9 protein-coding genes are annotated in these 12,735 nt (G+C 72.2%); 3 read left to right on the top strand and 6 right to left on the bottom strand.

Annotated features, from left to right (window positions below; all coding sequences use genetic code 11):
* Positions 1 to 516 precede the first annotated feature (516 nt).
* On the top strand, positions 517 to 1,602 hold the full coding sequence (locus HCC61_RS03925; RefSeq protein ID WP_169133756.1) for a chitinase: 1,086 nt from the start codon (positions 517 to 519) through the stop codon (positions 1,600 to 1,602).
* 72 nt (positions 1,603 to 1,674) lie between these two features.
* Here HCC61_RS03925 and dacB read toward each other — a convergent pair whose 3' ends face one another.
* From dacB to HCC61_RS31420, 5 genes are all read right to left on the bottom strand, one after another.
* Positions 1,675 to 3,462 (bottom strand): D-alanyl-D-alanine carboxypeptidase/D-alanyl-D-alanine-endopeptidase, encoded by a 1,788-nt coding sequence (gene dacB, locus HCC61_RS03930; RefSeq protein WP_169133757.1) that lies wholly within the window; start codon positions 3,460 to 3,462, stop codon positions 1,675 to 1,677.
* Between the two features lie 235 nt (positions 3,463 to 3,697).
* The gene (locus tag HCC61_RS31160; RefSeq protein ID WP_169133758.1) at positions 3,698 to 4,945 is read right to left on the bottom strand and encodes an SseB family protein; all 1,248 of its coding nucleotides are present in this window, start codon (positions 4,943 to 4,945) and stop codon (positions 3,698 to 3,700) included.
* Positions 4,946 to 5,187: 242 nt separating this feature from the next.
* Entirely contained in the window at positions 5,188 to 6,390 is a 1,203-nt protein-coding gene (locus tag HCC61_RS03940) for a cysteine desulfurase-like protein (protein WP_169133759.1), read from the bottom strand.
* Positions 6,391 to 6,823: 433 nt separating this feature from the next.
* Positions 6,824 to 7,714, bottom strand: coding sequence for a hypothetical protein (locus HCC61_RS03945; protein ID WP_169133760.1), 891 nt, complete (start codon positions 7,712 to 7,714; stop codon positions 6,824 to 6,826).
* Positions 7,715 to 8,014: 300 nt separating this feature from the next.
* On the bottom strand, positions 8,015 to 8,317 hold the full coding sequence (locus tag HCC61_RS31420) for a Txe/YoeB family addiction module toxin (protein ID WP_346777005.1): 303 nt from the start codon (positions 8,315 to 8,317) through the stop codon (positions 8,015 to 8,017).
* A gap of 16 nt (positions 8,318 to 8,333) precedes the next feature.
* On the opposite strand from HCC61_RS31420, the gene HCC61_RS03955 reads away from it, so the two are divergent.
* Entirely contained in the window at positions 8,334 to 10,553 is a 2,220-nt protein-coding gene (locus HCC61_RS03955) for an NADP-dependent isocitrate dehydrogenase (RefSeq protein WP_169133761.1), read from the top strand.
* A 178-nt stretch (positions 10,554 to 10,731) separates the two neighbouring features.
* Positions 10,732 to 11,415 (top strand): class I SAM-dependent methyltransferase, encoded by a 684-nt coding sequence (locus tag HCC61_RS03960; RefSeq protein WP_169133762.1) that lies wholly within the window; start codon positions 10,732 to 10,734, stop codon positions 11,413 to 11,415.
* Positions 11,416 to 11,510: 95 nt separating this feature from the next.
* On the opposite strand, the gene HCC61_RS03965 is transcribed toward HCC61_RS03960, so the two are convergent.
* Positions 11,511 to 12,704: an acyl-CoA dehydrogenase family protein gene (locus tag HCC61_RS03965; RefSeq protein ID WP_346777019.1), complete on the bottom strand. Its 1,194-nt coding sequence runs from the start codon at positions 12,702 to 12,704 to the stop codon at positions 11,511 to 11,513.
* Positions 12,705 to 12,735: the final 31 nt, after the last annotated feature.

A 12,735-nucleotide genomic window follows, 5' to 3' on the forward strand; every position in this document is an offset into this window, starting at 1 on the left:
CTGGTCCGGGAGGTCCAGACTCGCGAAGAGTTTTCCGCTTTCGCGGCGTATCCGTTTCAGCTCTCGACTCCGGTGCCACCAGTTCGGTCGGCGCAACGCTACCCCTAGCTAGAAACCCCTTCGCCCCGTATACGGTCGGCGACCCACCGCAGGGCGACTGCCGACCCTAGCGCGCTCACGGGTGGTGAATGAACCCGGCCCTCGGCCATATATAGGGGCGTATGTACGGTCCGCGTTCCGCGGCGCACGGCGAAGGCCGGTGGCGTTGCGGGTCGCGGCCGGTCCGCTTTCTTAACCGCGGTCTTCCGTTTCCTTAACTGTGGCCTAAGTCCCATCGGCGGTGACCCTCAATCGTGGTGTTTGTCCGAGGCGGGCTCGCTAGTTTTGTCGCACCCCGAACCGCGACCCCGCAAGCCGGCGGCCGAGCGCACCGCCCCGGCTGCCCGACTCCCCGAGACCCCGCCCCCCGACGTCCCAACTCCCCACCTCTCTCCCTCCGAAGGAGGAAGTCCGACGATGAGGAACCGCGCGGAAGCGCAGCCTTCCCGTACGAGCCGCACCGTGAGGCCCGCCCTGACTTCACTGGCCGCGGCGGCAGTTGCGGCGTCGTTGCTCACCGGGTGCTCGGGGGAGCCGGATTCGTCGGACCCCACGGCCCCGCCGCCGCTGTCGACCCCGCCCGAGCAGACGCAGAAGCCCGCCCCGCCGGGAGCCGAGGGCTTCTCGCCGTATGTGGACACCTCGCTCAGGCCCTCCTACGACCTGCTCGACAGCGCCGGGAAGACCGGAATCAAGGACTTCACGCTGGCCTTCATAGCCCCCAACGGGGGGAAGTGCTCGCCCGCTTGGGGCGGCCGGCAGGCCCTGAAGTCCGACCCGGTCGCCGGTCAGGTGGCCGACCTGCGCGACCAGGGCGGCGATGTACGGGTCTCCTTCGGCGGCCAGAGCGGCAACGAACTCGCCCGCGTATGCGGCTCGGTGGACCGGCTGGCCCAGGCGTACACGAAGGTCGTCGACGCATACGGCCTGACGCGGCTCGACTTCGACCTCGAAGGCCCCGCCCTCAAGGACAGGAAGGCCAGCCGGCTGCGCAACCAGGCCATCGTCCGGCTCCAGCGGCAGAAGCCCAACCTGAAGATCTCCTACACGCTGCCCGTGATGCCCTCGGGTCTCGGCGCCGACGCCCGCGGGGTGCTGGTGAACGCGCAGAAGAGCGGCGCGCGCATCGAATCGGTCAACATCATGGCGATGGACTACGGCACTTCGTTCACGGGCGACATGGGCCGGTACGCGGTGAGCGCCGCCACCGCCGCGCACAAGCAGATCATGCCCGCGCTGGGCATCCGCGACGAGGAGGAGGCATGGGACTCCCTCTCCGTCACACCGATGATCGGCGTCAACGACGTCAAGGGCGAGGTCTTCCGGCCCCAAGACGCCGCGGAGCTGCGGAAGTTCGCGAAGCAGAAGGAGATGGGCGGCCTGTCGATGTGGTCGGCGACCCGCGACCAGCCGTGCCCCGGCGGCCCCAAGTCCAAGGCGCAGGCGGCGTGTTCGGGTCTGAAGGAGAAGTCGGACGCGTTCACGAAGGCGTTCACCGGCTGAGCGGCGCCGGGGCCGCGGAGCTGGAGCGGGTGCCGCGTCGGGGGGCGCGACACCCGCTCCGTACGTCCGCCGTCAGCAGCGCGCCGGCTTCGTCCAGGTGCACTCCAGGCCGAAGGTGGGCGACGGCGCATGGTCGCCGTCGTCCCGGCCCGCGCCTCGCTTCTCCGGGGTCCCGCGGACCTTGCCGTCCTTGCCGTACGACGCGAGCGTCACCACGATCTCGTCCTCGATGTCCTTCACCGACTCGGCGAGATAGTTGTTCGTGACGATGCTGTACGCCAGTTCGCGGCCGTCGGCGTCGGTGACGTAGCCCGACAGTCCCGAAGCCCCCGTCAGCGAGCCCGTCTTGGCGTGCGCGTTGCCCTCGGCGGGTGTGTCGCACATGCGGGAGCGCAGGGTGCCGCCCTTCATCCGGTCCCCGGCGCAGGCGACGGGCAGCGCGTCGTACCACTGCTTGAACCACGGCTTCTTCCGCACCGAGTGGAGAAGCGTGGCGATGTGCCCGGCCGAGACGTTGTCCATGCGGGACAGCCCCGAGCCGTCGACCTGGCGCAGCGTCCGGGTGTCCACGCCCTCCTTCTTCAGGAAGCCGCGGATCGCCGCGAGTCCGGCGCTCCACGTGCCGTGCCCCTTGCCCTTCGTCTCCAGGCCCATGGTCTTGGTGAGGACCTCGGCGTGGTTGTTGTTGGACAACTTCAGGAAAGGCACGCTGAGTTCGGCCAGCGGCATCGACGTATGGCGGCCGACGCGGCGCGCGCCGGCGGGCGTCGCCCTGCCCAGCTCGGTGCGGCCCCCGACCCGTACGCCGTGCCGCTTCAGCGCGTCCGCGAAGACGGAGGCGGCGTAGCCGGTGGGCTCCCAGACGCTCGTCCACTCCTTCTTCGGGTCGGCGCCCGCGGGGATGCCGCCGCTGACCGTGACCTTGTTGCCGCCGTGCTCACGCTGCACGGTCAGCGTGTCCGAGCCGTCCTTGTCCACGGTGGTGGCGGCGTTCTCCACGTCGACGTAGCGATTGGACGGCGTGACCTCGACCTTCGGCTTCTCACCCGGCCCGCTGCCCGGGACGATCTCGACGATGACGCAGCCCGCGTCGTAGTCGGTATCGGGCGCGAGGCTCAGCGCGGAGATCTGCGAGGAGTAGTACGCGGACTCGTCGTCTGCGGCCCAGGAGCGCCCGAGCCGCTCCGAGTCGAAGCGGGTGTCGTCCGCGACGAGCCGGCCCGTCACCTCCTCGATGCCGGAGTCGGCGACGTCGGCGGCGAGAGCGTCGTAGTCCTTCGCGAGCAGCGTCGGGTCGCCGGTGCCTCGTACGTACAGGTCGCCGTCGAGGCGTCCGCCGTCCCGGTCGCCGTCGGCGAGCACGTCGGTCCGGTAGCGGTAGCCGGGACCGAGCACGTCCATCGCGGCCGCCGAGGTCAGCAGCTTCGTGTTGGAGGCGGGCATCAGCCGCCTGCCGGGGTCGCGTTCGTAGAGCACCCGGCCGCTCTTCGCGTCGCTGATGACGACGCTCGCCGCCGCGCCCTTCAGCCGCTTGTCGGCGAGGGCCCGGTCGACGGCCTTGTCCCAGGTGGGCGGCGGCCCGGCGGTACGGGCCCCGGCGGCGCCGCCCGTGCCGAGCACCAGCGCCAGCCCGGCGGCGACGGCGACGATCCTCGCACCGAGACGGGCGCGCGGACGGAGGTGCGGACGGAGGTGCGGGCGCGGGTGCGGGTGCGGGCGGCGCCAGAGCCGGGCTCCGGCTCGGTCCCGCTCCGTGCCCGGCTCCGAGTCCGGCTCCGTGCCGTGCTCCGAGTCCCGTTCCGTTTCCGGTGTCCCGGCGGAGGAGCCGGAGGAGAGCGGGGAAGGTGTGTGTCTGCTCATGGCAGGAGCCTGGCAGCTGCGGCTGCGCATCGCGACGGATCGGACGCCGCGAAAAGCGACGATCCGCGGCCGGGCGTCACGCCCGGCATCCGGGCCGATGCGCTACGTCAGCCGGACCACGACCCGGATCACCTCAGCCGCCCTGTTTTCGCGGTCCTGCGCCGACTGTTCTGTGCCGACCGCACTGTCTCCGCCGACCTGTGCCGCCCGCCCTGCGCCGCTCGCGGTGGCGAGCTCAGCCGGTGCCGCCGTCCTGGATCCGTATCACGCGGTGGAACAGGCTCCGCGGGATCCGCAGTTCCGATTCGCCGTCCGGATTGATCACCAGGCCGATCTCCGGATGGCGCCACAGCCGCACCAGATCTGCGAAACGGCGCACCTGCACGGTCGCGGGCTCGTCCGGCGGTCGCGGCAGCCTTCCGGCGCGGTCCGCCGACGTATAGGCGCGTACGAGCCTCTCGCCGTCCCGGTGGGCCACGGTGAAGTCCCGCCCGTGCCCGCCGAGCGGCAACCAGACGCGCATGCCCAGCAGTTCTCTCACGGACCGTACGAAGTCCCCCTCGCGGCGCGAGCGCAGATAGCGGGCCTCGTGCGGGTCCCTGCCGTAGGTCTCACCGCCGTACGGGCCGTCGCCGCCCGGGCGGGGCGAACTCCCCGGCGGCCAGGCCGGTTTCCAGTGCGCGGTGGCGTCGTGCGCGGGCGCGGGCTCCTCGCCGCCGTCCGTACGGAAGGACCGGCGGCCGGTCTCCGCGGTCACCTGGAAGTCCCATTGCGGGCTGCTGCGGCGGCCGCCGCACGTGACGTCGGCGATGAGCCGCCAGTCGACCAGTCCGCGGTCGCCGGTGTGGGGGGCCAGCACCACGCGCGTCTCCCGGCCGGGGCCCAGCCGCAGCGGAAGCCCGAACTCGGGCCACGCGGGGGCGCCGTCTCCGTCGAGAGCCCGGCGCACCAGCGGCGGGTCCTCGTCGAGGAACACCTCGACGTCCGGGGTGACCACGGGCTCGCAGCGGTCCGGCGCGGACGCGGGCCCGGGAGCCGGGCCCACCGTCCCGGGTTCCAGGGGGCGGCGTGCGAGCACCTCGGCGCGCAGGCCCTCCATGACGAGCTCGGCGGTGCCGCTCGCGGCGAGGTCGACGTAGACGTTGTGGCCGGTCACGGGGATGCGTTCGGGCTCGTGTCCGACGCGGTGTCCGACGTCGCGGCCGATGCCGTGTCCGACGTCGGGGCCGTTGCCGGTCCCGATCCCGGGGCCGTCGCCGGGTACGGGGGAGCCGTCGGGATAGCGGAGGAGCTGGGCGTGGGCCAGTCCCGAGGCCTTCGCCGAGTAGCGAGTGTCCTCGGGTGCCGACCGGTCCGGCCCGCCCTCACCGGCGCCCGCACCGGCGCCCTCGCCGTCCCTGCCGTCCCCGTCGCCTGGGGCGTCCCCGTCGTCTCCGGCGCCGTCGCGGTCGCCGCCGCCCGCCGCCTCCCGGTGCGGCCTCATCTCCGGGCTCCCGTCACGCGTGGCGTGCGGCCGGGACCCGTACACCCCGTACTCCCCGTATTCCCCGTACTGCGAAGCAACACGGCGGCTCCAATCCCCCTGCGGGCACAGCGTCGCCTGCACTCCAAGCTGGCAGCCGGGCCGCCGGCGGCGCAACGGCCTTACGAGCCAACGGAGTCGGAGGGGTCGGGGAGCCGGAGGAGCCGGGGGAGCGCGCCGGCGCGGGATCCCGGCCCGGCAGGTCAGCGCAGGAAGTCCGCCAGCCCCTCCAGCAGCCGGTCCACGTCCTCCGTGTTGCTGTACGGGGCGAGCCCGACGCGCAGTCCGCCGTCGTCGCCGAGGCCGAGGTGCCGGGAGGCCTCCAGCGCGTAGAAGGACCCGGAGGGCGCGTTGACGCCGCGCTGCGCCAAGTGGTGTGCGGCGTCACGGGTTTCGCGACCGTCGAGGGTCAGCAGCAGCGTCGGCGTGCGCACGGCCGCCCGCGAGTGCACACGGACCGCCGGCAGCCCCGCCAGACCGTCCTCGATGCGGGAGCGCAGCGACTCCTCGTGCTTGCCCAACAGCTCGAAGGCGGCGACGAGTTGCTCGCGGCGGTCGCGTTCCGGGTGTGCGCCGGGTGCCGCGAGGACGTCGACCGCCGCGCGGGCGCCGGCGAGCATCTCGTACGGCAGCGTGCCGTACTCGAAGCGCTCTGGAACGGCGTCCGTCGAGGGCAGCAGCTTGTCGGGCGCCAGGGTCTCCAGCAGCTGCGGCCGTGCGGCGAGCACGCCCATGTGCGGGCCGAGGAACTTGTACGGGGAGCAGGCGTAGAAGTCCGCGCCCAGCTCGTCCAGATCGACGAGGGAGTGGGCGGTGAGATGCACGCCGTCGACGTACAGCAGCGCGCCCGCTTCGTGGACGAGCCGCGCGATCTCCGGGACGGGCGGGCGCGTGCCGATGAGGTTGGAGGCGCCGGTGACGGCGACCAGCCGGGTCCGCGGTGAGAGGACCTCCGCTATCGCCTCGGCCCTCAACTCGCCGTCGTCCGGGTCGAATCCGGCCCACCGCACCGTGGCCCCGGCCTGCTCCGCGGCCTGGACCCACGGGCGGATGTTGGAGTCGTGGTCGAGCCGTGTCACCACGACCTCGTCGCCCGGCGACCAGGACTTCGCGAGCGTACGGGAGAAGTCGTAGGCGAGCTGCGTCGCGCTGCGCCCGAAGACGACGCCCGAAGGGTCGGCGCCGAGCAGATCGCCGAGCGCGTGCCGGGCCTCGGCGACGATCGTCTCCGCGTTGCGCTCGGCCGGGTTGCCGTGGCCGCGGTTGGAGAGCGGGCCCGCGAGCGCGTGCGCCATCGCCTCGATGACGGGGCGGGGCGTCTGGGTCCCGCCGGGCCCGTCGAAGAACGCCGTTCCGGTCGCGAGAGCGGGGAACTGCGCTCGGAACAATTCGATGTCGTACGTCATACGGGCTCCGGCAGAAGGTCCTTCGGGCTGGGAACGGCGGCCGTGGTCGAGCGTGGCGGGCCCGCCCGGCCAGTGCGCAAGGATGCCATGTACGGGCAGGTGCCCGGCGGGCAGACGGGCAGGACCGGGCTCGGCCATGACGTGCGCGGGGTGCGGGAGGGAGTCGGGCCGGGCCCGGCCGTGACGTTCGTGGGGGCGCGAGGGCGGGCGACCGCGCCGCATCGCACACGTGCCGGAACCTCCGCCGAACTCACCGTGCGCGCAGCCTGATTCGGAACCGCGGACGCGGCAGAACGCCCACTGGACGGCAGTGGGTGGCAGCGGACGCCACTGATCGGCGCCGAACGGCACCGGCGGGCGCCGAACGCCACTGGTCGGCACTGGTGGGCGCCGAACGGCGGGGCCCCGTCCCCGTAGCCCTCACCGGGCAGGCTCAGTGATGTCCGTGGACCCCGCCGGGACCCTTGCCATGGCCGACGTGACCGTGGCCGCCGCCCGGGGCGTGACCCGGGAAGTGACCGTGTCCGTTGCCGTGTCCGTTGCCGTCGCTGTGGCCGTCGTCCTGGTGCTGGTCGTCGTCTCCGCCGCCGAAGAGTGCGCCGAAGAGTCCGCCGAGCAGCCCGCCCGACCCGTTGTCGTCGCCACCGCCGCCGTCCGACGATCCGCCGTCGTCCCCGCCCGGGGCGCCGGTGGAGCCGCCGTCGGAGCTGCCGCCGTCGGCCGTACCGCCGTTGCCCGTGCCACCGCCCTGCGAGGCGCCGCCTGCCGCCTCGTCGCCGGGCTGCGACGGCGCGGGACCGCCGCCGTGCGGCGCGGAGGGCCGGGGCGCGGGCCCGGGGTGCTTCCCGTGTCCCTTGCCCATGGGCCACATGCCGTGGTCCCCGGACTGCGAGGGCCGGACCGTGCCCGGATCCTCGTCGGGCTGGGTCTTGTTCGCCTTTTCGGTCACCTTGCGTGCCACGACGTCCGGGTCGGGCGAGACCGAGACCGCGGGCCGGCCGCCGCCTCCCCCTGCCTCGTGGCCCGAGCCCATGGAATCCAGCGCGAAGCCCACCGCCCCGAGCGTCATCGCCGCTGCGACTCCCACGGCGAGGCTCCTGCCGCGCCGTTTGTCACGCGGGCGGCCCGTCCCGTGCCGGAGTCCTCCCCGCTTGGGGTCCGTGGCGTCCACGGTGTGCCCGGACGGGGCGTCCTCGGGACGCGGACGGAAGGGTTCGAAGGTCGCCGGCACGACGTCGCCGGCGGCTATGGGCGCGCACGAGCACGTCGACGTGCCGTCCACCTGGATGCGGGCACCGCATCTGGAGCATCTCAGTCCTGCCATCGCCGGCCCCCTCAGTGGAATCCGTCGCGACGTGTTCCCTCGCGATGCCGCCCGCGCGCGGCTCCCGGGCGCGCAGTCGGCTGGTCGATACCAATGTAGCCGTGCTGTCAGGTACCAGTGCGATAGTTGTCAACTTCCGAGCGGAGCCGTTTCGACCGCTGCACGCTCCGTTTCGGCCCGCGCGCAGGCCACTTCGGGACCGTTTACGCCAACCGGCCGGAGACGCCGCCGAGTTGTCTCGCACGCCGCTCGCCGCGACGGTCTCCATGGCGACGGTGCGTATCGGACGAGCCGCCCGGCTCAGTAGTGGTAACGGGCCTGGACCACGATGAGTTCGTCGCCCTCGGCCCGGTAGACCAGCTTGTGCTCGTCGTCGATCCGCCGGGACCAGTAGCCGCTGAGATCGCCCTTGAGCGGTTCCGGCTTGCCGATCCCCGCGAAGGGGTCACGCTTGCTTTCCTCGATGAGCCGGTGTCCGGTCGTGCCGTGCCAGGCGTGCCCGCCGAGGAGGGGCGGCCGAGGCCCCTCCGTCCCGGGGGCTGGTTTCCGGGCCCGCTCCGGAACGGGATATCTTGACGTCGAGACGATGTAGACATGGAGCACGTGGAGCGGAGTACCGGTGACTGACTCGACCATCATCTATACGGACACCGACGAGGCCCCGGCCCTGGCGACGTATTCGTTCCTGCCCGTGGTCAGGGCGTACGCCTCGACCGCGGGGGTCGGTGTCGAGAGCCGCGACATCTCCCTGGCCGGGCGGATCATGGCCCACTTCCCCGAGTGGCTGGAGCCCGAGCAGCGCGTCGAGGACGCGCTCGGCAACCTCGGCGAGTTGGCCCGCACCCCGCAGGCCAACATCATCAAGCTGCCGAACATCTCGGCCTCGATCCCGCAGCTGAAGGCGGCGATCGCCGAGCTGAAGGAGAAGGGCTACGCGCTGCCCGACTATCCGGACGAGCCCAAGACCGACGAGGAGCGCGACATCCGCGCCCGCTACGACAAGGTCAAGGGCAGCGCCGTGAACCCGGTGCTCCGTGAGGGCAACTCCGACCGCCGGGCGCCCGCGTCCGTGAAGGAGTACGCCCGTTCCAACCCGCACCGCATGGGCGCCTGGTCCGCGGAGTCGAAGACGAACGTCGCGCACATGGACGGCGACGACTTCCGCTCCACCGAGAAGTCCGTGATCGTCCCCGAGGACGGCTCGCTGCGCATCGAGCTGGCCGCCGACGACGGCACCACCACCGTGCTGCGCGAGTCGGTGCCCGTGCTGGCGGGCGAGATCGTCGACGCGGCGGTGCTGCGCGTCGCGGCGCTGCGGGAGTTCCTCACCGCGCAGGTCGCCCGCGCCAAGGCCGAAGGCGTCCTGTTCTCGGTGCACTTGAAGGCCACGATGATGAAGGTCTCCGACCCGATCATCTTCGGCCACGTCGTCCGCGCGTTCTTCCCGAAGACGTTCGCCGAGTACGGGCAGACGCTCGCCGCGGCCGGCCTCACCCCGAACGACGGGCTGGGCGGCATCTTCAAGGGCCTGGAGTCCCTGCCCGAGGGCACGAAGATCAAGGAGTCCTTCGAGGCGGAGCTGGCCCAGGGGCCGGACCTCGCGATGGTCGACTCCCACCGCGGCATCACCAACCTGCACGTCCCGAGCGACGTCATCGTCGACGCGTCCATGCCCGCGATGATCCGTACGTCCGGCCACATGTGGAACAAGGACGACCAGGAGCAGGACACCCTCGCCGTCATCCCGGACAGCAGCTACGCCGGCATCTACCAGGCCGTGATCGACGACTGCCGCGCCAACGGCCAGTACGACCCGGCCACGATGGGATCGGTGCCCAACGTCGGCCTGATGGCGCAGAAGGCCGAGGAGTACGGCAGCCACGACAAGACCTTCGAGATCCCCGCCACCGGCACCGTGCGGGTCCTCGACGCCGCCGGGAACGCCGTACTGGAGCAGGCCGTCAGCGCCGGCGACATCTTCCGCATGTGCCAGACCAAGGACGTGCCCGTACGGGACTGGGTCAAGCTCGCCGTCACCCGCGCCCGCGCGACCGGCGACCCCGCGGTGTTCTGGCTGGACGAGGGCCGCGCGCACGACGCGAACCTCATCGCGAAGGTGCGCCAGTACCTCCCCGAGCACGACACGGACGGGCTGCGCATCGAGATCATGTCGCCCGTCGAGGCGATCGCGTTCTCCCTGGAGCGCATCCGCCGCGGTGAGAACACGATCTCCGTGACGGGCAACGTGCTGCGCGACTACCTGACCGACCTCTTCCCCATCCTGGAGCTGGGCACCAGCGCCAAGATGCTGTCGGTCGTGCCGCTCATCAACGGCGGCGGGCTCTTCGAGACCGGCGCCGGCGGCTCGGCGCCCAAGCACGTGCAGCAGCTCGTCAAGGAGAACTACCTGCGCTGGGACAGCCTCGGCGAATTCCTCGCGCTCGCCGTGAGCTTCGAGCACCTGGCGCAGAAGACGGGCAACGCACGCGCGCAGATCCTCGCCGACACCCTCGACAGGGCGACCGCGACGTTCCTGCACGAGAACAAGTCCCCGACGCGCAGGCTCGGCGGCCTCGACAACCGCGGCAGCCACTTCTACCTCGCCCTGTACTGGGCGCGGGAGCTGGCCGGGCAGAGCGAGGACGCGCAGCTCGCCGCGGCCTTCGCCGATCTCGCCCGCACGCTCGGCGAGCAGGAGCAGGCCATCGTCGACGAACTGATCGCGGTGCAGGGCTCGCCGGCGGACATCGGCGGCTACTACTGGCCGGACGCGGCGAAGGCGTCGGCGGTGATGCGTCCGTCGAAGACCTTCAACGACGCGCTGGCGGCGCTCGGCTGATCCGGCACCCGGGCCGAAGCGACGCCGCGGGCCGCGCCTCCCGTCAACGGGGGTGCGGCCCGCGGCAGTTGCGGCGGGGGGCGGCACGGCACTGCACGGCACTGCACGGCACTGCACCGTCCCGCCGAGGCCGGATTTCGCGCGTCGGAGGGGCGAGCCGCCCCGGTAGCCTTCCGGCATGTCCCGATCCGAGCGATCCGCCCGCCCCGCCGTGCACCGCTTCTGGGAGGGCACCGGCGCGACGAAGACCTTCACCCATCCCCTCGACCGCGGGCTGCTGGAGCAGTACGTGCCGCGCGACTCGCGGATCCTCGACTACGGATGCGGCTACGGGCGGCTGACGGCGCAGCTCGTGGAGCTGGGCTACCGCGACGTGCACGGGGCGGACCCGTCCCGGGCCCTGATCGAGCGCGGACGGCAGGAGCATCCGGAGCTGCCGCTCGCCCATATCGACGGGCTGCCGCTGCCGTTCGAGGCCGGCAGCTTCGACGCCGCGCTGCTCTTCGTCATCCTCGGCGTCGTCACCGGCGACGAGGACCAGGAGGTGCTCCTGTCCGAACTGGCCCGTCTGGTACGGCCGTCGGGGGTGCTCTACCTCAGCGACGTGCCGTTGCAGAGCGACGAGCACCATGTGCGGCGCTACGAGGCGGCGTCGGCCGCTGACCCGAACCGTCCCTATGGCGTCTTCTCCACGCCCGACGGCGGGCTCTTCCGGCACCACCGGCCCGAGGAGCTACGGGAGTTGCTGCACGCGCACGGCTTCGAGGCCGTCGAGGAGCGCTCGACGCCGACCGCCACGCTGCATCAGGGAGAGACCACCCGCAGCGTGCAGGTGATCGCCCGCCGGGTGCCCGCCGGGTAGGCGGGACGCGCCGGGCGGATGCGGGGCCATGCGCCGGGGCGCGCCGGGGTGCCGGACCCGTGCCGGGGTGCCGGAGCGTGCCGGGCGGGGCAGGCTCAGCGGAACGCCGCCTCGCCGGTGAGCGCCTGCCCCACGATCAGCTGGTGCACCTCGGAGGTGCCCTCGTAAGTCAGCACGGACTCAAGGTTGTTGGCGTGCCGCATCACCGGGTACTCCAGGGTGATCCCGGCGGCGCCGAGCAGCGTGCGGCACTCGCGGGCGATGGCGATCGCCTCGCGGACGCTGTTGAGCTTGCCGAGGCTGACCTGCTCGGGCCGCAGCGTGCCCGCGTCCTTGAGCGCGCCCAGATGCAGGGCCAGCAGCATGCCCTTGCCCAACTCCAGTGACATGTCGGCGAGTTTGGCCTGGGAGAGCTGGTAGGCGGCCAGCGGCTTGTCGAAGATCTCCCGCTGCCGGGCGAATTCGAGGGTCGTCTCCAGGCAGTCGCGTGCCGCGCCGAGCGCGCCGAAGACGATGCCGTAGCGCGCCTCGTTGAGACACGACAGCGGGCCGGAGAGCCCGGAGGCCTCCGGAAGGACCGCCGATTCGGGCAACCGGACGCCGTCCAGGACGAGTTCGGAGGTCACCGACGCGCGCAGCGACATCTTCTGCTTGATCTCCGGCGCGGAGAAGCCGGGCGTGCCCGCGGGTACGAGGAAGCCGCGGACCTTGCCCGCGCCGTCGTCCGTACGGGCCCATACGACGGCGACGTCGGCGACCGAGCCGCTCGTGATCCACATCTTGGTGCCGTCGAGCACCCAGTCGGAGCCGTCGCGCCTCGCGCGCGTACGCATGCCGGCGGGGTTGGAGCCGAAGTCCGGCTCGGTCAGGCCGAAGCAGCCGATGGCGTCGCCGGCGGCCATGCGCGGCAGCCACTGCTGCTTCTGCTCCTCACTGCCGTACTTCCAGATCGCGAACATCGCGAGCGAGCCCTGCACGGAGACCAGGGAGCGCAGCCCCGAATCGCCCGCCTCCAGCTCCATGCAGGCCAGTCCGTAGGCGGTGGCGCTGGTGCCCGCGCAGCCGTAGCCCTCCAGGTGCATGCCGAGGACGCCCAACGAGCCCAGTTCCTTTGCCAGTTCGCGCGCGGGGACGGAGCCCGCCTCGTACCAGCCGGCGAGCTTCGGGCGCACCTTGTCCGCGACGTACTGCCGTACGGTGTCCCGGATCGCGCGGTCCTCCTCGCCGATCAGGGCCTCGGTGCCGAAGAGTCCGAGCGGGGTCTGTGGGGTGACGGGCGGCACGGAGATCTCCTCGTGTTCGCGAACGGCGTCAGGTCTC

It is taken from the genome of Streptomyces sp. HNM0575 (assembly GCF_012726265.1).
Classification (GTDB): Bacteria; Actinomycetota; Actinomycetes; order Streptomycetales; family Streptomycetaceae; genus Streptomyces.